This is a genomic window from Actinoplanes sp. CA-015351 (assembly GCF_050955685.1).
GTDB lineage: Bacteria > Actinomycetota > Actinomycetes > Mycobacteriales > Micromonosporaceae > Actinoplanes.
In genome coordinates this window covers 7147281-7170504 of the sequence record NZ_CP192102.1, presented here as the reverse complement: position 1 = coordinate 7170504, position 23224 = coordinate 7147281, and the positions used below count along the sequence as shown (strand labels likewise).

At 68.8% G+C, this 23224-nt stretch carries 27 protein-coding genes; 18 read left to right on the top strand and 9 right to left on the bottom strand.

Features of this window, described 5'->3' with window-relative positions; all coding sequences use genetic code 11:
* Window positions 1-4 precede the first annotated feature (4 nt).
* On the bottom strand, window positions 5-976 hold the full coding sequence (sigB, locus tag ACQP2E_RS32515) for an RNA polymerase sigma factor SigB (protein WP_433834128.1): 972 nt from the start codon (window positions 974-976) through the stop codon (window positions 5-7).
* Window positions 977-1228: 252 nt separating this feature from the next.
* On the opposite strand from sigB, the gene ACQP2E_RS32510 reads away from it, so the two are divergent.
* Window positions 1229-2017, top strand: a complete 789-nt coding sequence (locus ACQP2E_RS32510) for a sporulation protein (protein WP_433834126.1) — start codon at window positions 1229-1231, stop codon at window positions 2015-2017.
* A 21-nt stretch (window positions 2018-2038) separates the two neighbouring features.
* On the opposite strand, the gene dtd is transcribed toward ACQP2E_RS32510, so the two are convergent.
* Both dtd and ACQP2E_RS32500 read right to left on the bottom strand, forming a co-directional pair.
* Window positions 2039-2461, bottom strand: coding sequence for a D-aminoacyl-tRNA deacylase (gene dtd / locus ACQP2E_RS32505; RefSeq protein WP_433826799.1), 423 nt, complete (start codon window positions 2459-2461; stop codon window positions 2039-2041).
* 82 nt (window positions 2462-2543) lie between these two features.
* Entirely contained in the window at window positions 2544-2807 is a 264-nt protein-coding gene (locus tag ACQP2E_RS32500) for a hypothetical protein (RefSeq protein WP_433826798.1), read from the bottom strand.
* A gap of 232 nt (window positions 2808-3039) precedes the next feature.
* On the opposite strand from ACQP2E_RS32500, the gene ACQP2E_RS32495 reads away from it, so the two are divergent.
* The 12 genes from ACQP2E_RS32495 to ACQP2E_RS32440 are packed head-to-tail and all read left to right on the top strand — an operon-like array spanning window position 3040 to window position 14461.
* Window positions 3040-4977, top strand: a complete 1938-nt coding sequence (locus tag ACQP2E_RS32495) for a methyl-accepting chemotaxis protein (RefSeq protein WP_433826797.1) — start codon at window positions 3040-3042, stop codon at window positions 4975-4977.
* 23 nt (window positions 4978-5000) lie between these two features.
* Complete coding sequence (locus ACQP2E_RS32490) at window positions 5001-6554, top strand: chemotaxis protein CheW (protein ID WP_433826796.1); 1554 nt, start codon at window positions 5001-5003, stop codon at window positions 6552-6554.
* Window positions 6555-6566: 12 nt separating this feature from the next.
* Window positions 6567-7658, top strand: a complete 1092-nt coding sequence (gene cheB / locus ACQP2E_RS32485) for a chemotaxis-specific protein-glutamate methyltransferase CheB (protein ID WP_433826795.1) — start codon at window positions 6567-6569, stop codon at window positions 7656-7658.
* A gap of 21 nt (window positions 7659-7679) precedes the next feature.
* Window positions 7680-8303 (top strand): HEAT repeat domain-containing protein, encoded by a 624-nt coding sequence (locus ACQP2E_RS32480; RefSeq protein WP_433826794.1) that lies wholly within the window; start codon window positions 7680-7682, stop codon window positions 8301-8303.
* On the top strand, window positions 8303-9175 hold the full coding sequence (locus tag ACQP2E_RS32475; protein ID WP_433826793.1) for a CheR family methyltransferase: 873 nt from the start codon (window positions 8303-8305) through the stop codon (window positions 9173-9175). Before ACQP2E_RS32480 ends, ACQP2E_RS32475 begins: the two co-directional genes overlap by 1 nt.
* Window positions 9175-9576, top strand: coding sequence for a response regulator (locus ACQP2E_RS32470; protein WP_433826792.1), 402 nt, complete (start codon window positions 9175-9177; stop codon window positions 9574-9576). The genes ACQP2E_RS32475 and ACQP2E_RS32470 overlap by 1 nt, the downstream gene beginning before the upstream one ends.
* The gene (locus tag ACQP2E_RS32465; RefSeq protein ID WP_433826791.1) at window positions 9573-11927 is read left to right on the top strand and encodes a chemotaxis protein CheW; all 2355 of its coding nucleotides are present in this window, start codon (window positions 9573-9575) and stop codon (window positions 11925-11927) included. The genes ACQP2E_RS32470 and ACQP2E_RS32465 overlap by 4 nt, the downstream gene beginning before the upstream one ends.
* Entirely contained in the window at window positions 11908-12180 is a 273-nt protein-coding gene (locus ACQP2E_RS32460) for a hypothetical protein (RefSeq protein ID WP_433826790.1), read from the top strand. Before ACQP2E_RS32465 ends, ACQP2E_RS32460 begins: the two co-directional genes overlap by 20 nt.
* Window positions 12177-12548 carry a response regulator gene (locus ACQP2E_RS32455; protein WP_433826789.1) on the top strand — a complete coding sequence of 124 codons (372 nt, stop codon included), beginning with the start codon at window positions 12177-12179 and terminating at the stop codon, window positions 12546-12548. Before ACQP2E_RS32460 ends, ACQP2E_RS32455 begins: the two co-directional genes overlap by 4 nt.
* A gap of 35 nt (window positions 12549-12583) precedes the next feature.
* A complete protein-coding gene (locus tag ACQP2E_RS32450; RefSeq protein ID WP_433826788.1) occupies window positions 12584-13630 on the top strand; it encodes a methyl-accepting chemotaxis protein in 1047 nt (348 codons plus the stop codon).
* Window positions 13631-13667: 37 nt separating this feature from the next.
* The gene (locus tag ACQP2E_RS32445; protein WP_433826787.1) at window positions 13668-13940 is read left to right on the top strand and encodes a hypothetical protein; all 273 of its coding nucleotides are present in this window, start codon (window positions 13668-13670) and stop codon (window positions 13938-13940) included.
* The gene (locus ACQP2E_RS32440; RefSeq protein WP_433826786.1) at window positions 13937-14461 is read left to right on the top strand and encodes a GAF domain-containing protein; all 525 of its coding nucleotides are present in this window, start codon (window positions 13937-13939) and stop codon (window positions 14459-14461) included. Before ACQP2E_RS32445 ends, ACQP2E_RS32440 begins: the two co-directional genes overlap by 4 nt.
* Here ACQP2E_RS32440 and ACQP2E_RS32435 read toward each other — a convergent pair.
* The gene (locus ACQP2E_RS32435) at window positions 14458-14856 is read right to left on the bottom strand and encodes a hypothetical protein (RefSeq protein ID WP_433826785.1); all 399 of its coding nucleotides are present in this window, start codon (window positions 14854-14856) and stop codon (window positions 14458-14460) included. The two genes, ACQP2E_RS32440 and ACQP2E_RS32435, sit on opposite strands and share 4 nt — an antisense overlap.
* On the bottom strand, window positions 14853-15062 hold the full coding sequence (locus ACQP2E_RS32430) for an antitoxin VbhA family protein (RefSeq protein ID WP_433826784.1): 210 nt from the start codon (window positions 15060-15062) through the stop codon (window positions 14853-14855). Before ACQP2E_RS32430 ends, ACQP2E_RS32435 begins: the two co-directional genes overlap by 4 nt.
* Window positions 15063-15219: 157 nt before the next feature.
* On the opposite strand from ACQP2E_RS32430, the gene ACQP2E_RS32425 reads away from it, so the two are divergent.
* On the top strand, window positions 15220-15807 hold the full coding sequence (locus tag ACQP2E_RS32425; protein ID WP_433826783.1) for an HhH-GPD-type base excision DNA repair protein: 588 nt from the start codon (window positions 15220-15222) through the stop codon (window positions 15805-15807).
* A gap of 61 nt (window positions 15808-15868) precedes the next feature.
* Entirely contained in the window at window positions 15869-16243 is a 375-nt protein-coding gene (locus ACQP2E_RS32420; protein ID WP_433826781.1) for a DUF3099 domain-containing protein, read from the top strand.
* Here the strand turns inward: ACQP2E_RS32420 and ACQP2E_RS32415 are convergent.
* Together ACQP2E_RS32415 and ACQP2E_RS32410 are read right to left on the bottom strand one after the other, a co-directional pair.
* Window positions 16240-17118: a carbohydrate kinase family protein gene (locus tag ACQP2E_RS32415; RefSeq protein ID WP_433826780.1), complete on the bottom strand. Its 879-nt coding sequence runs from the start codon at window positions 17116-17118 to the stop codon at window positions 16240-16242. The two genes, ACQP2E_RS32420 and ACQP2E_RS32415, sit on opposite strands and share 4 nt — an antisense overlap.
* Window positions 17115-18062, bottom strand: a complete 948-nt coding sequence (locus ACQP2E_RS32410; protein ID WP_433826779.1) for a pseudouridine-5'-phosphate glycosidase — start codon at window positions 18060-18062, stop codon at window positions 17115-17117. Before ACQP2E_RS32410 ends, ACQP2E_RS32415 begins: the two co-directional genes overlap by 4 nt.
* A 115-nt stretch (window positions 18063-18177) precedes the next feature.
* Here ACQP2E_RS32410 and ACQP2E_RS32405 point away from each other — a divergent pair, with 115 nt between their 5' ends.
* The 3 genes from ACQP2E_RS32405 to ACQP2E_RS32395 all read left to right on the top strand — a co-directional run bounded on the left by ACQP2E_RS32405 (window position 18178) and on the right by ACQP2E_RS32395 (window position 20898).
* Window positions 18178-18402, top strand: a complete 225-nt coding sequence (locus tag ACQP2E_RS32405) for a DUF3039 domain-containing protein (protein WP_181557970.1) — start codon at window positions 18178-18180, stop codon at window positions 18400-18402.
* Between the two features lie 7 nt (window positions 18403-18409).
* The gene (locus ACQP2E_RS32400; protein ID WP_433826778.1) at window positions 18410-19024 is read left to right on the top strand and encodes a trimeric intracellular cation channel family protein; all 615 of its coding nucleotides are present in this window, start codon (window positions 18410-18412) and stop codon (window positions 19022-19024) included.
* Between the two features lie 212 nt (window positions 19025-19236).
* The gene (locus tag ACQP2E_RS32395) at window positions 19237-20898 is read left to right on the top strand and encodes a DEAD/DEAH box helicase (RefSeq protein ID WP_433834124.1); all 1662 of its coding nucleotides are present in this window, start codon (window positions 19237-19239) and stop codon (window positions 20896-20898) included.
* 137 nt (window positions 20899-21035) lie between these two features.
* On the opposite strand, the gene ACQP2E_RS32390 is transcribed toward ACQP2E_RS32395, so the two are convergent.
* Both ACQP2E_RS32390 and ACQP2E_RS32385 read right to left on the bottom strand, forming a co-directional pair.
* A complete protein-coding gene (locus ACQP2E_RS32390; protein ID WP_014446963.1) occupies window positions 21036-21278 on the bottom strand; it encodes a DUF7455 domain-containing protein in 243 nt (80 codons plus the stop codon).
* Window positions 21279-21538: 260 nt separating this feature from the next.
* Window positions 21539-23083: an RNA polymerase sigma factor gene (locus ACQP2E_RS32385; protein WP_433826777.1), complete on the bottom strand. Its 1545-nt coding sequence runs from the start codon at window positions 23081-23083 to the stop codon at window positions 21539-21541.
* Window positions 23084-23224: the final 141 nt, after the last annotated feature.

Genomic DNA, 23224 nt, shown 5'->3' with positions numbered 1-23224 from the left:
GTTTTCAGGAGGCGTAGGCCTCGAGGCGGGAGGCCCGCTCCGGGTCGCGCAGCTTGAGCATGGTGACCTTCTCGATCTGGCGGATGCGCTCACGGCTCAGGCCGAACTCGCGGCCCACCTCGTCGAGGGTGCGCTGCCGGCCGTCGTCCAGGCCGAAGCGCAGCCGGATCACCGCCGACTCCCGCTCGGAGAGGGTGGCGAGCACGATCTCGACCTCGCTGCGCAGCTCGCCCTGGCCGACGCCCTCGCCGGGCTGGTTCGGGTCGACAGCGGCAACGAAGTCACCGAGGGCGCTCTCGCCGTCCTCGCCGACCGCCTGGTCCAGGCTGACCGGCTCCCGGTCGTACGAGATCAGCTCGATGACCTGGTACTCCGGAACGTCCATGGTCTTGGCGATCTCGCTGATGCTCGGCTCACGGCCGAGCGAGGCGGCCAGGTCGCGGCGGCAGCGGACCATGCGGTTGACCTGCTCGACCATGTGCACCGGGATGCGGATGGTGCGGGCCTGGTCGGCCATGGCGCGGGTGATGGCCTGCCGGATCCACCAGGTGGCATACGTGGAGAACTTGTAGCCCTTGGTGTAGTCGAATTTCTCGACGGCGCGGATGAGGCCGAGGTTGCCCTCCTGGATCAGGTCCAGGAACGCCATGCCGCGACCGGTGTAACGCTTCGCGATGCTGACCACGAGGCGGAGGTTCGCCTCGAGCAGGTGGTTTTTCGCGGCCTTGCCCTCGGCGGCGATGATGAGGAGCAGAGGCGCAAGGTCGGCGGGGGCGGCGGGGAGTTTCTCCTCCGCGTACAGCCCGGCCTCGATGCGCTTCGAGAGGGTGACCTCTTCGACAGCGGTGAGCAGGCGCGTGCGGCCGATTCCGTTCAGGTACGCACGGACCAGGTCGGCGGAAACGCCGCGCTCGTCGGTGGCGTCCAGGTCGGCGAGCGCCTCGATCCCCTCGGACACGATCTCTTCGACTGCCATCTGCTCCGACGCCTTCATCTCCAGGACCACTTGAGTCCCCTCCCCGCGATTAACGTCTCGTGCGTACCAGCCGCTTCCGTGCTGGTGTTTGCAAGCTTCGTCGCAAGCGCGTTAAGCGGAGGTGAGGCCAGCCTCCAGGTGGCATGAATCGGGGAGAACCCTGACGTCGACAAGCCGACAACCCGGTCGTTCGGGCAGTGCCGGTACTTGCCGGTCGCCGATAATGTGCCTGGACGAGAAAGGGTGATGACTGTGGTCTTCAAACGCATGATGCAGGCGTTCGGTGTGGGTGGGCCTTCGGTCGACACCGTGCTGGCGAACCCCAACACCTACCCGGGCGGGTTCCTGGAAGGCACCGTCCACGTGGCCGGCGGTGACCATGCCGTCGACATCGAATACCTCGCGATCGGCCTGATCACCAGGGTCGAGGTGGAGAGCGGCGACAGTGAGTACCAGACCGACCAGGAGTTCCACCGGCAGCGCCTGACCGGTTCGTTCAAGCTGGAGCCGGGCGCGCGTCACGACGTCCCGTTCCGCTTCGACGTCCCGTGGCAGACGCCGATCACCGAGGTGTACGGGCAGCACCTGCACGGGATGACGATGGGTCTGACCACCGAGCTGGAGGTGGCCCGCGCCGTCGACAAGTCCGATCTGGACGCGGTGGCCGTGCACCCGCTGCCGGCCGAGGAGCGGATCCTCGAGGCGCTGCTGCGTCTCGGCTTCCGGTTCAGCCGGGCCGACGTGGAAAAGGGCCGGGTCTACGGGGTGGACCAGCAGCTCCCGTTCTACCAGGAGATCGAGTTCTACCCGCCGTCGTCGTACGCGAGCGGCATCAACCAGCTGGAGCTGACGTTCCTGCCGACGCCGCACAAACTCCAGGTGATCCTGGAACTGGACAAGCGCGGCGGCCTCCTCAGCGAGGGGCACGACTCGTTCGGCAGCTTCGACGTGGATTACGCGACCGCCGACCAGATCGACTGGGCCGGCCGGCTCGACCAGTGGCTGCGGCAGTCCGCGCAGCGGCGCGGCCTCTTCTTCTAGGTTCTACAGCTCTTCTAGGTTCTACAGCTCCAGCAGGACCGTTCGCGGTCCGACGTTCACGCTTTCGACGAGCATGTGTGCCCGGAAGCGGCCGGTGGCGACGGTCGCTCCCCGGGCGCGCAGCGCCTCGACGAACGCGGTGATCAGCGGCTCGGCCACCTCGGCCGGCGCGGCCGCGTTCCAGGTGGGCCGGCGGCCCTTGCACGCGTCGCCGTACAGCGTGAACTGGCTGACCGCCAGCACCGGGGCGTCCTCGTCCGAGGCGGACCGGTCGCCGTCGAGGATGCGCAGCTCCCACGTCTTGCGGGCCAGCTCGGCCGCTTTCGCCGCCGTGTCGTCGTGAGTAACCCCGACCAGCACGAGCAAGCCGTCCTTGATCTCGCCGACGACCTCGTCGCCGACCGTCACACTCGCACGGCTGACCGTCTGCACCAGTGCCCGCATGGACCGTCCCCTGTTCTCCGGCACAACGAGATCCGGGCCGCCGCGACGATCGTGGCGGCCCGGATGACGGTAACCGAACGAATCAGCCGGCCGTATCGCTGGTGTAGCTGTCCGGCGGGGTCGCCAGCGAGCCGGTGGTGGCGTCGCCGGTGGTCGTGTTCGCCACCCCGGGCCCGGTGTTCGGCCGCTTCGGGAAGCTGGCCGGCCCGGCGTTGCCGCCGGTGGTGGTCTGGATGCCGCCTCCCGCGGGCGGCGGGCCGCCGTCGCGGAGCTGCTCGGTGTCGGTTCCGGCGTCGAGGGTGCTGGACAGGCCGGGGTCGTCGGCACGGGTTTCAGAGTCGGTCATTCGTCGCGAATGCCCGGAGTCGCCGCCCGCAAACCATTCTCGGCCCCCATGGGACAACGAAATTACTGGATATGTCCCAGACGCCGAACGCCCCGGTGCCAGGATTTTCCTGGTCGGAGGGGCCGTCGACAAAGTGTTCGGCAGCTGAAGCCGGTGGCGTGCTCCCCATCGCGGCGACTCGTTCCGAACCTCCTCGTGCCGGATCGACCGTATTCAGATGGGAGTCCCACCCATGCCTCTCACCAGCACCTCTTCCGGGCGTAGCGCCGACACGACCCGGGCACGGCCGGCGACCGCGCCGGCGGCGACGCGGCCGGCTCGGGGCGTCGACCCCGATGCCAGCCGCCGTCAGGCCCGGTCGGTCGCGAAGCAACAGCAGGCCGCCGAGCGGATCGCTGCGGCGACCGCCGAGATCTCCGCACAGAACGCCGAGGCCGCTGAGGCGTCCCGGCAGCTCTCTGAATCGATGCAGCAGATCGCCGCGGGTGCCGAAGAGGCCTCCGGCGCCACCCAGCAGAGCCTCGCCGCGATGAACCAGGTCGAGGAGCGGGTGGCCCGCCAGGGACAGACCACCCGGCAGGTGGCCGAGCTGAGCCAGACCCTCCAGGGCCTGCTGAACGAAACCCGCGCCGGGATCAGCAACCTGCTGGCCAACGTCGACAGCGCGTCGGCGCGGCAGACCAGCTCGGTAGTGACCATCACCGAGCTGGAGAAGCAGGCCGGCGAGATCGGCGACATCGTCAAGACCGTCGCGCACATCGCCGACCAGACCAACCTGCTGGCGCTGAACGCGGCGATCGAGGCGGCCCGTGCCCGTCAGCACGGCAAGGGCTTCGCGGTGGTCGCCGACGAGGTCCGCACGCTCGCCGAGACCAGTGAGCGCAGTGCCCGGCAGATCCGCGATCTGATCGACGAGGTGCGCAGCAGCGTCACCGACATCGCCGGCGCGGTGCAGACATCGGCAGAGCTGGCCAAGGGTGAGGTCGAGAAGGGTAAGACGATCACCTCGCAGCTGGAGATGATCCGTGCGGACATGGGAACGATCATGACCGGAGCGACCGAGATGGCGGTCGCGGCGGAAGAGTCGAAGGTGGCGGCCGGCCTGGCCAAGCAGCGATCCGAGGAGATCGCGGCGGCGGCCGAGCAGCAGTCCGCGGCGTGCGAGGAGTCCCTGCAGACGGTGGGCCAGCAGACCCAGGCACTGCGGCAGAGCGAGCAGGCGGCCGACTCGCTGGCCGAGGTGTCGGAGACGCTGCGTACCAGCACCGACATCGCGAAGAGCGCCGAGGAGGTGGCGTCCGCGGCCGAGGAGCTTTCCGCCGCGGTGGAGGAGATCACCCGAGCGGCCAGCCAGATCAACGTCGCGATCAACGAGATCAACAGCGGGGCGCGGACCGCCGCGGAGAAGGGCCAGCAGACCGCCGAGGCGGTCGGCCAGATCGAGCAGGGCGCGCAGTTGTCCTCCAGCCGCGGTGGCATGGCGGTGGAGCGGGCCGACGTGATCCTGGAGCAGCTCGGCACCAACAAGGAAGCCGTCGACTCGATGATCAACGCGATCGGCACGGCGGCCCGCGAGGGCATCGAGAACGTCCGCAAGGTGTCCGAGCTGGAGCAGATCTCCCGGCGGATCGACAAGATCGTGGACGCGATCGCCAACGTGTCGATCCAGACGAACATGCTGGCCGTCAACGGCTCCGTCGAGTCGGCACGGGCCGGCGAGTTCGGCAAGGGCTTCGCCGTCGTCTCCACCGACATCCGCAACCTGGCCCGTGATTCGGCCGACAACGCCGATCGCATCAAAGACCTGGTCAAGGCAGTGCAGGACCGGATCGTCGAGGTGCGCGCCGACCTGGAGGAGACCAGCCGGCTCTCGCTCGCCGAGGTGGAGGCGGCCAAGATCACCACCTCCCGGCTCGAGGAGATCGAGCGAGACATGCAGCAGGTACGCGGCGGCAACGAGGAGGTACGCGAGTCGGCCCAGCAGATCGTCAGCGTGCTCGCCGAGGTCAAGGTCGGGCTGGAGCAGATCTCCTCGTCCGCGAACGAGGCCGAGCAACTGGCCGCGCAGTCCTCCACCGCGGCGCGGGAGCAGGCGCAGGGCGCCGAGGAGCTCGGCGCCGCCGTCGAGGAGATCGCGGCGCTCGCCGACGAGCTGCAGAACGCCGGCTGACGGCAGGGAAGGGGAGGTCACCGATGGACACCGACGAGGATCTCAACTCCGAAGAGTTCGACGAGGACAGCGATTACGTCACGTTCGACATGGTGGGGGAGCGGTACGCCTTCCCGATGCGCCGGGTCCAGGAGATCATCCGGATGCCCGCCCTGGTGAAGGTGCCGCTCGGCCCGCCGTCGCTGGAAGGGCTGACGAACCTGCGCGGCCGGGTGCTGCCGGTGGTGAACCTGCGGGGATGCTGCTCCCTGGAGCGCGCCGCACACGACGAGACGACCCGGGTGATCGTGGTCGACGGCGGCGTGCCGCTCGGGTTCGTGGTGGACCGGGTGGCCAGCGTGATCAGCATCGACCCGCAGGCGATGGAGCCGGCCGAGTCGGTGCAGGCGACGGTCCGCTCCGACGTCCTGGTCGGCGTGATCAAGTCGGATGACGGCGACATGACCACCGTGCTGGACGTGGACCGGCTGATCGGCAGTCAGTACTCCCGGCTCTCCGAACGCGGCAGCCGGGACAACCCGGCGACCGCCCGGATGCCGGCTGAGATCGACGTGGACGCCGAGTCGGACGACACCCTGGAACTGGTCAGCTTCGCCGTGGAGGGTCAGGAGTACGCCCTGCCGCTCGACCAGGTGCAGGAGATCGTGCAGGCGCCCGAGACAGTGAGCTCGGTGCCGAACGCCGGCAGCCGGGTTCTCGGTGTCATCGATCTGCGCGGCCGGCTGCTGCCGGTGGTCAGCATGCGCCGGGTCTTCGGCCTGCCGGTCACCCCGCTGGCGCCGCAGAACCGGATCGTCGTGGTCTCGATCGACGGTGGTGTGGTCGGCGTGGTGATGGACACGGTGCGTGAGGTGCTCCGGGTTCCGCACCAGCTGGTGGCGCCCCTGCCGTCTGTGGTCACCGGTGACGGGCGCAAGTCCGAGGTGGAGTCGGTGTGCCGCCTTGAGGACGGCAAGCGGCTGGTCTCGGTCCTCAGTGTGAACCGGATGTTCGACTCGCCGGAGGTACGCAACGAGATCGCTGACTACCGCGACGATGACCAGGAGCTGGATGTGGATCAGGACAGAGCCGTCGACGACGGGCGCGGCGACGAGGAGCTCTTCGTCGTGTTCCGCCTCGACGACGAGGAGTACGCCGTCGACGTCGACGTGGTCCAGGAGATCATCCGGGTGCCCGAGGCGCTGATCCGGGTGCCGAAGTCCTTCGACTTCGTGGAGGGCCTGGTCAATCTGCGAGGCACCGTCCTGCCGGTGGTCGACCTGCGCACCCGGCTGGGGTTGGGCCGTACCGAGCGCGACGAGCGGCAGCGCATCGTTGTGCTGATCATCGGCGGCGTGCGCACCGGGTTCATCGTCGATTCGGTCGCGGAGGTGGCCCGGGTCGGTCGCAACGTGCTGGAGCCGGCGCCCGAGCTGTCAGCGGAGCAGGCGCGGGTGGTCTCACGGGTGGCGAACCTGCCGGAGCAGCAGCGCATGCTCCTGCTGGTCCAGGTGGACCAGCTGCTGGCGGCGGATCAGGCCGACCAGGCCGCCGAGCTGTGCGAGGCGGTCCGGGACGACGCACTCGTCGGCGTCTGAGCGGAGTCAACGGTGCCATCCGCTTCCGTCCTGGTCGTCGACGACTCCGCGTTGATGCGCCGCGCGCTCAAGGGCATCCTCCTCGATGCCGGCGGGTTCGAGGTGCACACCGCCCGTAACGGCATCGACGCGCTGGAACATCTCGGGCGGCTGGAGGTTGACGTCGTGACGCTCGACATCAACATGCCGGAGATGGACGGGCTCACCTGCCTCGCGAGGATCATGGAGCAGCGCCCGACGCCGGTGGTCATGGTTTCCTCGCTGACCGAGCACAATGCCCTCGTCACCCTCGAGGCGCTGCAACTCGGCGCGGTGGACTACGTCGCCAAGCCGGGCGGCACGGTCTCGCTGAACATCGACGAGGTCGCGGCCGAGCTGGTGGACAAAGTGCGTGCCGCGGCGGGGGTCCGCCTGCGGCGGGCCGGTGGGACCGTCGCACGAGTACGAGCCCAGAACCAGCAGAACCAGCAGAACCAGCAGAACCAGCAGAGCGCGGCCGCGCCACCACGCCGGGACCTCGGCAAGGTGGGCTCGGTCGACCTGGTTCTGATCGGCTCGTCCACCGGTGGCCCGGCGTTGCTCTCCGAGCTGTTGCCGCGGCTGCCCGCCACGCTGGGCGCGCCGGTCATCGTGGCGCAGCACATCCCGGCGGCGTTCACCGCGACGCTGGCCCGCCGCCTCGACGAGGCATGCGCGCTGCGGGTGCACGAGGTCGACCGGATCATGAATCTGAAACGCGGCAACATCTACATCGGCCGGGGCAACGCCGACGTCGTGGTGGCCCGGCGTACCGACGGCCTGATCGTCAAGAGCGTGCCGGCCGCCGCCGAGTACCGCTGGCATCCGAGCGTCGACCGGCTGGTGGGCTCCGCCCACCGCTACGTCGACCCGCAGCGCCTGGTGTGCGCGCTGCTGACCGGGATGGGTGACGACGGCGCCGCCGAGATGGCCGCGGTGATGGCGGGCGGTGGCCGGACCATCGCCGAGGCCGAGGAGACCGCTGTGGTCTGGGGCATGCCGGGTGAGCTCGCCCGGCGCGGCGGGGCTACGGCCGTGCTGCCTTCATACGAAATCGCCGACCGGTTGGCCGGCTGGGTCCGCTGACGTCAAGAAAGGGTTATCACGATGGGACTGATTCGCAAGCAGACCCCTGAGCAACCCATGGAGGTCGTGCCGGAGAGACCGTCGGTGGAGGCACTGCGGGCTCGGCTCGACGACCCGGACCCGGACTGCCGGCGGGAGGCCGCGCTGGGCTTGGACGGCGTCCCGGAGGCGGTGCCGGAGCTGCTCTCCCGGGTTCTGGCGGAGACCGAGACGAACGTGCGCGACGCGGTGCTGACCACGCTCGCCGCGCACGACACCGAGACCGTCGCAGGCGGCCTCGCGATCCATCTCGCCAGCGACGACGCGGCCCTGCGCACAGCGGTGGCGGAAGCACTCGCCACCATGCCGCGTTCGGTGCCGGCCCTGCTGCCCAGCCTGCTCGCCGCTCCCGATCATGACGTCCGGGTGATGACCGCGATGGTCCTCGCCGACCTGCCCCATCCCGACACGGCCGTCTGGCTGACCCGGATGATCAGTGACGATCCGCATCCGAACGTCGTCACCGCCGCAATCGACGCGCTGCTGCCGGTCGCGACCTCCGAGCACGCGGAGGTACTGGAGGCGGCCGTGCATCGTTTCCCCGACGACCCGTTCCTCCGGTTCACCGTTCAAGCCGCCCTGCCCCGGCTGGCCGGGACGGCGTGATGGCGAGCGCGGCCACCACCGGGGCGGGGCTCTCCGACGCCGACTTCACCCGGTTCACCGAGTACTTCTACAAACGCACCGGCATCCACTTCGCCTCGGGGAAGCGGTACTTCGTCGACAAGCGGATCGACACCTGTGTCCGTGAGTCGGCGTACGACACGTTCGCCGGCTGGTTCGCCGCCCTGCGGGTGAACGAGGGCTCCGGGATGCTGCAGGACCTGATCAACCAGCTGACCGTCAACGAGACGTACTTCCTGCGGGAGGACTACCAGTTCGACGCGATGCTCAGCACGGTCCTGCCGAACGTGCTGCGGGACCGCGGCGGCCTGAACCGGATCGTCGGACCCGTCAAGATCCTCTCGTTGCCGTGCTCGACCGGCGAGGAGCCGTACTCGATCGCCCTGCGCCTGCTGGAGGAGTGGGACCAGATCGACCACGTCGACGTGGAGATCCACGGCGCCGACATCGACAGCGACGTGCTCGCCAAGGCGGCGCACGCGAGCTATGGCGAGCGGTCGGTGCAGCGGGTGCCGAAGGCCTGGATGAACAAGTACTTCACGCCCGTCGGTGGCGGGCGCTTCCAGGTGGACGACGGCATCCGCAGTGCGGTCACCCTGCACAAGGTCAATATCTGCGACACCTTCTCGATGCGTTCCTTCCGCGACTTCGACGTCGTCTTCTGCCGCAACGTGCTGATCTATTTCGACGAACTGTCCAGCCGCCGGGCAGCCGAGAACCTCTACGGCGCGATGCGCCCGGGCGGGTACCTCTTCCTCGGTCACTCCGAGTCGATGAGCCGGATCTCGCCGATCTTCACGCCGACCCGCCTGCCGGAGGGCATCGTCTACCAGCGACCGACCGGAGCCAAGTGATGACCTCGGAAACCGATACGAAACCCCGGGTGCTCGTCGTCGACGATGCCGCCACGGTGCGGCTCTATCACAGCAGCCTGCTCATCGAAGCCGGCTTCCAGGTCGACGAGGCGGCGAACGGCCTGGAAGCCGTCGAGTCGGCCATGGCGACGCCGTTCGACCTGTTCGTGGTCGACGTCAACATGCCGAAGATGAACGGCTACACCTGCGTGGAGACGCTGCGATCGGAGAGGGTCGGCACCGAGGCGCCGGTCTTGATGATCAGCACCGAGGACCGGCCCGGCGACGCCGACCGGGCATACGCCGCGGGCGCGAACCTGTACCTGGTCAAACCGGTTGCTGGTGACCGGTTGGTTCGGATCGCCACGATGCTCACGTCGGGGAAGGGCACGCTGGAATGAACCCGCTGCTCGCACAGTTTCTTGCCGAGGCGAACGACCTGCTCGCCTCGGTCGACGAGGGCCTGCTCCAACTGGAGCGGAAACCCGGCGATCCGGAGCTGGTGAACGAGGTGTTCCGGGCGGCGCACACCTTCAAGGGCTCGTCCGGCCTCTTCGACTTCCCCGAGCTGACCCGGCTCACCCACGCCGCCGAGGATCTGCTGGACGCGGTACGCGGCGGCCGCCTCGCCCTCGACTCGGGCATGACCGACGATCTGCTGGCCGCGTTCGACCTGATCCGGGGCTGGCTCGCGCACGTCACCTCGCACGAGCGGCTGCCCGCCGGCGCGGGCAACGACGCGGCCGGGCTGATCACCAAATTGCGGGCGCCGCTCGGCGGTGAGCCGGTGGCGCACACCCCGGCCACCACCGCCGCCGGGGTCACCGTGATCGACGCAGCCCCGGAGTGGCTGGCCTGGTTCGACGCCGAGTGGCTGACCCGGACCGCGGCGTGGCTGGACACCACCTCGTCGACGATGCGGTTCGTCCGGTACACCCCTGATCCGGACTGCTTCTTCCGGGCCGAGGATCCGCTTCACCTGATCCGGCAGGTGCCTGGGCTGGAGAAACTCGGCATCGTCGCGCCCGAGCGGTGGCCCGCTGTCGAGGAGTACGACGAATACGTTTGCCTGCTCTCCTTCGTGCTCGCCACCCGAGCCGCGATCGGCGAGCTGGAATACCTCATGCGGTACGTTCCGGAACAGGTCCAGATCGTCGAGCTGGATGCCGGTGCGATCACCCGGCATCTCAGCGGTGAGCCGCCGTTGCACGCCGAGGAAATGGTGACGATCGCCGTCACCGCGGTGGCCGACTCGGAAGCGGCCGCGGACGCGCGGGCGGTTCTCCTCGCCGCCCAGCGCACCCTGGAGGTCAACGAGACCGAGGGCCACCAGCTGAGGTCGATGGCTTACACCGTCGCCGCGGCGGCACAGGCTCTTGGCGTACCTATGGATCTGGCCGATGCGGACCGCGATGCGGTCAGCGCGGCAGTGGCGCGGCTGCTCGCCGAGGCCGCGCCGTCGCCGGTCGGAGCGCTGCTGCCGCATCCGGAGCAACCGGCCGCGCCCGAGCTCGCGCCTGCCGAGCCGATCGGCCGGGCTGACGATCCCGGCGGACAGGTGGGCACCAAAGTGCTCAAGGTCGATCAGGAGAAGGTGGACCGGCTGATGGAGCTGGTCGGCGAACTGAACGTGGCCAAGAACGGGCTGACGTTCCTGGCCGACTCGGCGGAGGAGGAGTTCGGCAGCAGGGTGCTCAGCCGGCGGATCAAGGATCAGTACGCCGGACTGCACCGGATCGCCGAGGAGTTGCAGTCCGCCGTGATGGACGTCCGGATGCTGCCGCTCTCGGTGGCTTTCGGGCGTTTCCCCCGCCTGGTCCGGGACCTCAGCCGGCGACTCGGCAAGACCATCGAGCTGGTCACCGAGGGCGAGGACACGATGGCCGACAAGGACGTCATCGAAGCGCTCGGCGACCCCCTGGTCCACCTGGTCCGCAACAGCCTCGACCACGGCATCGAGCCGCCGGACGAACGGGTGGCGGCCGGTAAGGGCCCGGCGGCCAAACTCACCCTGGCCGCGGTGGCCGACGGCGACGCGGTGATCGTCGAGGTGTCCGACGACGGCCGGGGCGTCGACCCCGAACGGGTCAAGCGCAAGGCGTACGAAAAAGGCCTGATCAGTGAGGAGGAGTTGGAGACGCTCACCGACATCGAGGCAGTCGACCTGGTCTTCCGCGCCGGGTTCTCCACCGCCGACCAAGTTTCGGATCTCTCCGGCCGTGGGGTCGGCATGGACGCGGTACGCGCCAGCGTGGAGAGGCTCGGCGGTACCGTCACGATGCGATCCAAACTCGGTCACGGCACGTCGACCCGGCTGCGGCTGCCGCTTTCGATGGCCGTCACCCAGGTGATGGTGGTCAGCGTGGCCGGTCAGCGGTTCGGCATTCCGGTCGACCTGGTGGTGGAGACGGTACGGGTCCCCGCCGCCGAGATGGGCCACGTGCTGCACCAGGAGGTCGTCGTGATGCGCGGCGAGGTGGTGCCGGTACTGGACCTGGCCCGGACGCTGGACATGCCGTGGACGAACGACCCGGACGCGGACCGGGCGATCCTCGTGGTGAGCGTCAACGGTCAACGGGCCGGCCTGCTCGTCGAACAGTTCCACCGGGAGGTCGACGTGATCCTCAAACCGATGGAGGGTCTGCTCGCGTACGCGGACGAGTTCTCCGGCACCGCCCTGCTCGGTGACGGGCTGGTTCTGCTCGTGCTCAATATGAAGGAGGTGCTCGGACTTGCCGCTCGAGTTGCATGACGACAGCGCCACCCTGGTCGGCGTGGTGACCGTCGACGAGGTCGAGCAGCTGACCGGCTGGTTACGCGCCGCCCGGAAGCCCCGGGTGAGTCTGCGCAGGTGCAACCATCTGCACACCGGCGCGCTCCAAGCCCTGCTGCTTTTCAAACCGAAAATATCAGCGGCACCGACCGACGCCTTCCTGGCGGCGCAGGTGCTACCGCTGCTCAACTCCGGTAGCGGCCAAGCCAGCAGCAAGGGGACCGAACCATGACCACTGTGATGCTCGTCGACGATTCCGCCACCATGCTCATGAGCCTGAAGGCGATCCTCACCAAAGCCGGTTACACCGTCGAGACCGCCGGACACGGGAAGGAGGCGCTCGACAAGCTCAGCAAGGGTGTGAAGCCGAACCTGATCATCAGTGACGTCAACATGCCGCAGATGGACGGGATCACCTTCGCCCGCGAGGCTCGCAAGGCGCCCGGCATGCGGTTCACCCCGATCCTCATGCTGACCACCGAGTCGGAGCAGTCCAAGCGCACCGAGGCGAAGAGCGCCGGCGCCACCGGTTGGCTGGTCAAGCCCGTCGGGCCGGACCAGCTCCTCGGCGTGATCAAGCAGGTTCTGCCGGGGGCCTGACCGTTCCGACTTTCCCACGCTCCGGAGGTATCGGCATGCCAAGTCTTCTCCGCAAATTCACGCTGACTCCTCCCGAGCCGGATGAGCAGCGTGTTCGCGGTGACGTCGTGGCCGAAGCGCTGGAGCCGGTCCCGGCGTACGGCGAGGTGATCGAAGCTCATGTGAACGACGTCATCGAGCAGACCGGGGAAGCCGCCCTCGCCATCGTCGAGCAGTTGGTGAAGGTGGACTCGCTCGCGGAGGTGATGGCCGGGGACGTCTCTCAGCTGGCCGGGACGCTCAGCCGCACCGAGTCCGAACTCAGCCAGATCAGCGCCTCCAATGATCAGCTGGTCGGCCGGCTGATCGCGTACTTCCTGCAGCGTGATCACCAAATTCGTGCCCTGGTGGATCAGATGCGAGAGCTGAACCAGCACGTCACGCAGATCGAAGAGGTGAGCCGGGCCACCAACATCCTGGCGCTCAACGCGATGATCGAAGCGGTTCGGGCCGGTGAGGCCGGCGAAGGCTTCTCGGTGGTTGCCGACGAGGTCCGCAAACTCGCCCGCCGATCCTCGGAAGCGGCGCACGGCATCGGCAGCAACATCGCCGACCTGACCGCCAGGCTCGATGCCGTGCTCTCCGATGACAGCCAGTTTGACAGCGACGAGGAGATTCCACGGCAGAACGAGGAGACGGCGATGACCCGCAGGCTCGGCGGTATCGCGAACGCCCAGCGGGAGATGTCGGAGATGGTGAGCGGGATCCTGAGGGACACCGTCAACGCGGCACACCAGGTGCAGCGCAGTTCCGACGCACTGATCGCGGAGACCACCGGGGCGGTCGCACAAGTCCAATTCCAGGACATCAGCCGCCAGATGCTGGAGCATGTGGCGCAGGCGGTCGGCGACGTCTGCCAACAGGCCGAGGACGTCCGCGCGTACAGCCGAGGTGATGTTTCCGAGGAGGACCTGCGGGCCCGAGCCATCAACGTGGAGGATCTGCGTGCCAAGCACGTGATGTCCCGGCAGCGAACGACGCATGCGCAGCACACCGGTCAAGAGGCCCAGTCCGCGACCGAACCGCTCATCGAACTCTTCTGAGAAAACGTACGAGATTGCCAGCGAGAGGTGCCCGGCGATGGCGCGCATCGAGAAATACGGTCACGACCTGCCGACCGAGCAGGACGCGGTCAACGCCCTGACGGACCTGGTCGGCCCGCAGATGGCAGAGGGCCTGTGGAGCCTGGCCGTGCAGGCGCTCGGCATGCGACGGCCGGTGACGGAGCCCGCCGCCCTGCGCCGGGTCGCCGAGCACGTGATGGAGGTCGGCGAGCTGAGCCGGGTGGCCGGGCGGTCGCTCAAGGTCCGGATCATCACGTACGAGGCCCTGGCCCGATCGGTACCCTCATGACGACGCTGCGATACCCCGAGATCCGGGATCGTGCCCGGCTTCTCGAAGTGGCCCGCCTCGGCGTGGACGTCGAGGCGCCCCGGGAGTACCTCACCGAGCTGGTGGAGGAGGTCGCGGCCCGGATGGACACCCCGTTCGCCATGGTCACCGGCCTGCTCAGCGACGCACAGGTCTTCCTGGCCGGTCGCGGCCCGATCCCCGAGTGGGTCGCCGAGGTCGGCGGCACCCCGATCGAGTGGGCGTTCTGCGGGCCGCTGCTGCGGTCCGAGGAGGCCCGGTACGTCAACGACTTCACCACCGACGCCGAGTTCAAGGACAACCCGCTGGTCACGCGCGAGGGAATCCGGTCGTACATCGGCGCCCCGGTGATCTCCAGCCGTGGTCTGGTGCTGGGCAGCGTGTGCGGCCTGGACCTGCAACCCCGCGAGTTCGACACCGCCCACCTGCAGCTCGTCCAGGATCTGGCCGACGAAACCGCCCGCCGCATCGAATCCCATGCCCACCCCGACGAGTACGCCTAGCCCGTCGGCGCCCTACGCCGGCCGGACCAGGCCGTCGAACATCCTGACCAGGGGTTTGGTGTCGCCGTGAAGCGCGCCGACGACGCCTGGTTGTTCTTCGCCGCGTCAAGATCGCGCCAGGCGATCCGCCAGCCAGCGTCCCGTGCCAGCTGCCGAAAGAAGGCGATGTCAACGGTCCGTATCCGGCCCGCCCAGGCATAGACGGCACTGAAGATCTGGCGGTGAAATTCCGGCAGGTGTTCGAGGTCGTAGTCGCCCGGTAACGGATGCACCGACAAGCGGAGTATGGCGACGAGGGTGAGGTCGGCCTCGGCCTGACTGAGGGCAGCGGCTGAAGTGATGCCGAGCTTGTTGACCAGGACGCCGCCGGCGACGTACGGGTCCTCGCCGCTCACGTGGCGCGGTGGTAGGCCAGCAGCATGGCCTCCATCTGACCGGCGGTGATGCGCCCCTGTGCGAACAGCCCGGCCAACTCGGTCGCCACCGAGGACGGCGCCAGCGCTTCGGCCCGCAGGGATTCGACCGCGTCGTCGACCGCTAGCTCGCGTTCGCCGCGGAGTTCGTCGTAGACCTGGACCGGGACGTACAAGAATATGTACATCTTCGCCCACTGGTTCAGGCTGGCGCGGTTGCGGCGGCGCATCTGTGGGCGTTCGGCTTGTGCATCAAGGATCCCTGATCGAGGTTCTCGGAGAAGTGTCGGAGGTTGAGGCCACTCGCTGTCCGTGACGCAGTGACGGCGTAGGAAGATGAGCGGTATGACGTTCTCGCTGCCTATCGACGCTGAGGCCAATGCGCTGCTCGACCGGAGTGCGCTGGCTGTGTTGCTGGGGCTTGTCCTCGATCAGCAGATCACCATGGAGAAGGCGTTCACCTCGCCGTACGTGCTGGCTCAGCGTCTCGGGCACGAGCCCACCGCCGTGGAGCTCGCTGATTTCGACCCGGAGGCTCTGCTGGCGATCTTCGCCGAGCCGCCGGCGTTGCACCGCTTCCCGAAAGCGATGGCCGCCCGCGTGCAGGAGGTCTGCCGGGTCATCGCCGATCAGTACGACGGTGACACCGCGAACCTCTGGGCCGGCGTGCGGACCGGGGCTGAGCTGTACAAGCGGATCCTCGCGCTGCCCGGGTTCGGCAAGCAGAAGGCGCAGATCTTCGTGGCGCTGCTCGGCAAGCAGCTCGGCGTGCGGCCGGACGGATGGCGCGAGTCGGCCGGTGCCTATGGGGACGAGGACGCGTTCAAGTCGGTCGCGGACATCGTCGACGAGGAGTCGCTGGTGAAGGTCCGCGCCAACAAGAAGGCGGCAAAGGCCGAGGCGAAAGAAGCGAAAGCCGCGAAGGCTCTCTAGGGCCTGCTGGGTGAAAACCTCCGAGCGGTGGGAGGATGGCGGAGTCGATCGGAGTCCTCGCGTGAAGAAGCAACCGGTGGTGATCACCGATGCCGCTCGCAGCCAGGCCGACCAGCTCCGGAGCAGGGAAATCCGCTACGTCACGATGATGATGGTGCGGGCCCTCTGCCTGATCCTGGGTGGCGTTCTCATCAGTTTGCGGGTGCCGTTGCTGCCGCTCTGGCTGGTTCTCTGCGCGGCCGCGATGGTCTTTCTGCCCTGGGCGGCCGTGCTCATCGCGAACGACCGCCCGCCCAAGAGCAAGGCCGAGCGGGCGGCCGACGCGGCAGCGCGTGAGGACGTGCGCCGGGCGCTGATCCAGTCCACCGCCCAGCCCGTCCCGGAGCCGGTCACCATCGACGCCGAGGTGGTGACGGAAAGCAGGCAGCAGACCTAGGGCCGCGCCCCCAGCACCGAAACCGCGCGGGCGCCGAGTTCCGCTCCTGCCGCGAGCGCCGCCTCCGGCGTCGCGCCCGAGCACTTCGCCGCCAGCAAGCCCGCTGCGAAAGCGTCACCAGCGCCGGTCGGATCCTTCATGGGTACGCCGTGAGCCCGCCCCGTGACGACCGATCGGTCCCGGAAGCTCCACACCGCTCCGGCCGCGCCCTGTTTCACCACCGCGCCCTGCACGTGAGCCGTGAGCCGGTGTCCCTGGTCGGCGGCGCTGCCCGGCCCGGCGAGCACCTCGGCCTCGTCCGCGTTGCACAGGAGCAGGCCGGTTTCGCGTACCCACGTCAGGAAGGCCTGGGCACCGACCGAGCGCAAGGGGGCCGCTGAGGCCGCATCGACGCTCACGGTGAGTCCCCGCCGGGCCGCGGCCGTCAGGGCCGCGAGACCGGCGGCGCGGGACCCGGCGTGCAGCAGCGGGTAACCGGAGAGGTGCACGTGCGAGCCGTCCGGAGCGCCGGTGATCACCGAGGTGACGTGGTCCGGGTCGAGGAGCAGTGACGCTCCGCGGTCGGTGACCATCGTGCGCTCGCCGGGGCCGGTGAGAACCACGACGCTGCCGGTGGCCGCGCCCGGGCAGACCTGAACCGCGCAGCGCACGCCGGCCCATTCCAGCTCGGCCACCCGGTCGCGGCCGGATACGTCGTCGCCGACGGCCGAGACCAGCGACACCGGGTGACCGATGTGGGCCAGCCAGGCCGCGGTGTTCGCGGCCTGGCCACCACCGCTGACGCGAATCGCCGCGTCGGTGTCGGAACCGGGGTGAAGCGGGCCGTTGTGCTCGACCAGAACGTCGGTGACCAGATCCCCGACGACGATGATCATGGGGCGCTGAAGCCGACCGGGCCCGCCGAGCCCTTGCCGGAGGCCACCGCGATCCGTGCGGCCAGGGCCGAGTTGCGCAGGATGATCCGGATGTTGACCTCCAGGCTCTTGCCCTCGGTGCTGGAGTGGAAGTGCGACAGCAGGAACGGGGTGACCGCCTTGCCGGTGACGTTCTCCTCGGCGAGCAGGCTCAGCCCGGTCGCCAGGGTCCGGTCGTGCAGGGCCGGGTCCAGCTGCTCGTCAGTGGGCAGCGGGTTCGCCAGGACGAGGGCGCCGGTGCTGGTGCCCTGCGCCTCGCGGGCAGCGATGAAGTCCGCCACCTGCTCGGGCGAGTCGAGCTGCCAGTCGACGTCGAAGCCGCCGTCGGTGATGAAGAAGCCGGGGAAACGCCGGGTCTGGTAACCGGCGACCGATACGCCGAGCGTCTCCAGCCGTTCCAGCGTGGCGCCCACGTCGAGGATCGACTTCACGCCGGCGCAGACCACGACGATCGGCGTACGCGCCAGCTCGGTCAGGTCGGCCGACTCGTCGAACGTGAGGTTCGCCTCCCGGTGCACGCCGCCCAGGCCGCCGGTGGCGAAGACCCGGATCCCGGCTGCCTCGGCGATCGCGCTGGTGGCCGCGACAGTGGTGGCGCCGTCGGCCCGCCGTGCCGCGGCGATCGCCAGGTCCCGGACGGAGAGTTTCGCGACGTCCTTGGCGAGCGCCAGGTGCTCGATCTGGTCGCCGTCGAGACCGACGACCACCTGGCCGCCGATCATGCCGATGGTGGCCGGAACGGCACCGTTGTCCCGGACGGTCTGCTCGATCTCCCGGGCCACCCGAAGATTGTCCGGGTGCGGGAGCCCGTGCGAGATGATGGTGCTCTCCAGCGCCACCACCGGTTTGCCGTCCTGGTGGGCGTGGAGCACATGCTCACCGTATTGAATCGCGAAGTCAGTCACATGATCACCGTACGTCGCCTGCCAGCCGCCTTGTCGTTGGACCGACCCGGCGTGAGGTGTCAGACTTGTCGGTCGGAGCATCGCCTCCGTCAAGCAGCGAATCTTCGAAGGGCAGATAACCGTGAGCACCCAGATCTTGGAGCGTCCGGAGACCAAGGACGCCGACACCGGTCCGGAAATGTTCCACTACGTGCGCAAGGAGAAGATCGCCGAGAGCGCCGTCATGGGCAACCTTGTCGTGGCGCTGTGCGGCGAGACCTTCCCGGTGACGAAGACGCCCAAGCCGGGCTCACCGGTCTGCCCGCAGTGCAAGGAGATCTACGAATCCATGAAGGTTTAGTCCGCACGTGACGAGTGGATACGGCCTGCTCGTCGCGGACCTGATCGGTGTGGCGGTGTTCGCCGCCTCCGGCGCCACAGCCGGCGTCGCGAAACGGCTCGACCTGTTCGGGGTCGCGTTCGTCGGCTTCGTGGCCGCGCTGGGTGGCGGCATTCTGCGGGACCTTGCGATCGGCGCGGTCCCGCCCCTGGCGTTCGCCGACTGGCGTTACGCGATCACCGCGGTTCTGGCCTCGCTGGCCGCCTTCTGGCTCCACCCCACGCTGAACCGGCTCCGTCGGACCGTCCTGCTTCTCGACGCCGCCGGGCTGGGACTCTTCACCGCCACCGGCACGCTCAAGGCGCTCGGCGCCGGCGTGTCACCGGTCGGCGCCTGCCTGCTCGGCATGCTCACCGCGATCGGCGGCGGCCTCGCCCGAGACCTGCTCACCGGCGAGATCCCGACAGTGCTGCGGCGCGAGATCTACGCGGTGGTCGCGCTGGGCGGCGCGGTCCTGGTCACCGTCCTGCATTGGCTGGGCTTCACCGGCTTGCTCCCGCTCATCGGCGCCGCGGCCCTGATGACAGGGGTACGCCTTGTCGCGCTCCGTCGTCGGTGGTCGGCACCGGTGGCCGCGCCGTAGGTTTTTGAGCCGTTGATCCCGCAGGTTTTTTGAGCCTTTGATCGCAGTGCCGTGGCACCCTCCGGGCACCCTCCCGCGGCTATGCTGGACGACGCCTCCGCGCCCACAGAACGCGGAGGTTTTTCCGTGAGCGAAGGGATCCGCGCAGCTTGAGCCCGCCTCTGCCGAAACTGGAGTCCTTCCCGGCGCTGCGTTCCTGGCAGCGCAAGGCGATGGTGACGTACCTTCGCCGGCGTTCTGACGACTTCATGGCCGTGGCGACGCCCGGCGCCGGCAAGACCACGTTCGCGCTGCGGATCGCCGCCGAGATGCTCGCCGACGGCACCTGCGACGCGGTCACCGTGGTCTGCCCGACCGAGCACCTGAAGACCCAGTGGGCGCACGCGGCGGCCCGGGTCGGCATCCAGCTCGACCCGAAATTCCGCAACGCCGACGTCCACTCGTCCCGCGACTTCCACGGCGCGGTGGTGACGTACGCGCAGGTCGGCATGGCGCCCGCAGTGCACAAACGGCGGACCATCACGCGCCGCACGTTCGTCATCCTCGACGAGATCCACCACGCCGGTGACTCACGGACCTGGGGTGACGGGGTCAAGGACGCCTTCGAGCCGGCGGTGCGCCGCCTGCTGCTCACCGGAACCCCGTTCCGCTCCGACGAGAACCCGATCCCGTTCGTGACGTACGAGCGCGGCAACGACGGCATCCAGCGGTCCAAGGCCGACTCGGTCTACGGCTACGCCGACGCGCTCCGGGACCGGGTCGTGCGGCCGGTGCTGTTCATGGCGTACTCGGGCGAGACCCGCTGGCGGACCAACGCCGGTGACGAGCTGGCCGCCCGGCTCGGCGAGCCGATGACCAAGGACCTGGTGGCGCAGGCCTGGCGTACCGCCCTTGACCACCGCGGCGACTGGATGCCCCAGGTGCTGCGTGCCGCCGACTCCCGGCTCTCCAAGCTGCGCGAGCACGGCATGCCGGACGCCGGTGGCCTGGTCATCGCGAGCGACCAGCAGTCCGCCCGGGCGTACGCGAAACTGCTGCACGACCTCACCGGCGAGTCGGCCACGATCGTCCTCTCCGACGACGAGGGCGCCTCCGGCCGGATCGCCAAGTTCGCCGCCTCCGAGGACCGCTGGATGGTCGCGGTCCGGATGGTGTCCGAGGGCGTCGACATCCCACGCCTGGCCGTCGGCGTCTACGCCACCAGCGCGTCCACCCCGCTCTACTTCGCCCAGGCGATCGGCCGTTTCGTGCGATCCCGGGTGGAGGGCGAGACCGCCACGGTGTTCCTGCCGAGCGTGCCGCACCTGCTGGGGCTGGCCAGCGAGATGGAGGCCGAGCGCAACCACGTGCTCGGCGCGCCGAAGGAGAAGGACGGGCTCGACGACGAGCTGATCGAGCGGGCGCAGAAATCCGAGGACGCCCTCGGTGACCTTGAGAAACAGTTCGAGGCGCTCTCCGCCACGGCGGAACTGGACCAGGTCATCTACGACGGGACCTCGTTCGGCACGGGTGCGCGTACCGGCACGGCCGAGGAGCTGGACTATCTCGGTCTGCCCGGCCTGCTGACCCCGGACCAGGTGACCGACCTGCTGAACAAGCGGCAGGCCGAGCAGATCGCGGCGCAGAGACGCCAGCAGCCGGCCGAGCCCGCCGTGCCGGAGCCGCGCGAACCGGTCGTCCCGATGAGCGCGGGGGAGCGGCGCAACAGCCTGCGCCGCCAGCTGAACACTCTGGTGGCGGCACACCACCACCGGACCAATCTGCCGCACGGCAAGATCCACGCGGAGCTTCGGCGGCTCTGCGGCGGTCCGCCGAGCGCCCAGGCGACGATCGAGCAGCTTGAGGAGCGGATCGCGACCATGCAGACGCTCTGAGCGTTCGCGGGCCGCTGTGAGCCTCTCAGGGGCCTTCCCGGGCCTTCCCGGGCCTTCCCGGCTCTTCCCGGGCACAGAGAAAGGGCGCCTCCTGGCTGGAGGCGCCCTTTCTTCGAGGTCTCTTGGGGGGACCGCTGCTAGTTGGTGGAGTTCGACATCATGACAGCGCCGCGCCAGGTGAATTCCGGATCGGCCGCGTAGTGCACGGCGATCTTCACCAGGTCCTCGGCGTAACGGTTGGCGTGGTGGCCACAGAACACAAGATCGCCACCGCCTGCCAGGGTCAAACGGAGCTTCCCGGCTGCATTGCAGCGGTCGCACCGTTCATCGGCTGCTAGACCGGCCAGGCTTCCCGCCGGCGGCGTGAGGGTCGGGGTCATCGCCTTCCTCCTCTGTTCGTTACCGATGAACATGTTCCTCGGCTACTGCTCACACATCGTGCAACACCCTGCACCGTTGCAGCCTTCCCACTGTGCCCCGGGGGGACCGAGGTCACACCGGGCAGCTAGCACCTTGGTTCTGGCTAGTGTGCCGTGATCCAAGGGTGCCACGTCAACGATCACTTCTGCACAACGGTCTGATCACCACCCGTTGATGTACGGGTGGTGACCATTTGGACACGTAATGTTGACTGAACGACCTAGTCCAGGTAGTCGCGGAGAACCTGCGACCGCGACGGGTGTCGCAACTTCGACATCGTCTTGGATTCGATCTGGCGGATCCGCTCCCGGGTGACTCCGTAGACCTGGCCGATCTCGTCCAGCGTGCGCGGCTGGCCGTCGGTCAGGCCGAAGCGCAGCCGGACAACGCCCGCCTCGCGCTCGGAGAGCGTCTGCAGGACCTGCTGGAGCTGGTCCTGCAGGAGCGAGAAGGACACCGCGTCGACCGCGACGACCGCCTCGGAGTCCTCGATGAAGTCACCGAGCTGGCTGTCGCCCTCGTCGCCGATGGTCTGGTCCAGCGAGATCGGCTCACGCGCGTACTGCTGGATCTCCAGCACCTTCTCGGGCGTGATGTCCATCTCTTTCGCCAGCTCCTCCGGGGTGGGCTCACGGCCCAGGTCCTGGAGCAGCTCGCGCTGGATGCGGCCGAGCTTGTTGATGACCTCGACCATGTGCACCGGGATGCGGATGGTGCGGGCCTGGTCGGCCATGGCGCGGGTGATGGCCTGCCGGATCCACCAGGTGGCGTACGTGGAGAACTTGTAGCCCTTGGTGTAGTCGAATTTCTCGACGGCGCGGATGAGGCCGAGGTTGCCCTCCTGGATCAGGTCCAGGAACGCCATGCCGCGACCGGTGTAACGCTTCGCGAGCGAGACCACGAGCCGCAGGTTGGCCTCGAGCAGGTGATTTTTCGCCCGCTCGCCGTCCCGGTTGATCCACTTGAGGTCGCGCTCGAAGTTGCGCTCGAGTGCTTCCTCGCCCTCGTCGGCAGCGCGCAGCCGCTCGGCGGAGTACAGGCCGGCCTCGATCCGCTTGGCGAGCTCGACCTCCTGCTCCGCGTTGAGCAGCGGGACCTTGCCGATCTGCTTGAGGTACGCGCGGACCGAGTCGGCGGAAGCGGTCAGCTCCGCGTCACGGCGGGCCTGCTTGAGCGCCTCGGACTCCTCGTCGTCCCACTCGAAGTCGCCGTCGGTCGCCGAACTGGCGGCGTCGGTGGCGGCGGCGGCGACCAGGGCCGCCGGCTCCTCGATGACGACGTCCTCGACCGCGGCAGCGAGTTCTTCGGGGCCGATCTCCTCGCCCTCGCCGGGCGCGCCCTTGACCGCCGCTCCGGCCTTCTTGGCCGGGACGGCTTTCGCGGCGGCAGCGGCCTTGCGGACCGGTGCGGCCTTCTTGGCCGGGCTCGCCGCGTCGCCGTCGGCCGCCGGAGCGGCCTGTTTCGGCGCGGGAGCCGTTTTCTTGACGGGCGCGGTCTTCGCCGTTGTCGCCTTGGAGGCCGGCGTGGCCGAGCGGGCCGCGGCCACCTTGCGGCGGGTGCTGACTGAGCCGTCGACGACGACGGTGATGCCGGCGTCGACGAGGCCACGCAGGATCTTCTTGGCCTGGGCCGGGTTCACCGCCGCGGACTCGAGGGAGTGCGCGACCTGTGCCGAAGTGAGTTGCCCGCCCGCACCCTGAGCATGGGTGATCAGGGCCTCGGTGAGAGAGCGAACGTCGGCACCGTTCTGGTGGGCTTCTGTCACGAATGACCTTCCGGAGGCGATGAGGTTGGGCACGGCCAGAGTCCAGCGCAGCACGCGGGGGCGAGACTTGCTGGGGTCGGTTTGGGAGCCCCCGGAACCCGGACCGTCTCGCAGGCGAGTGTCCGTGAAGCGTGGGCAGGG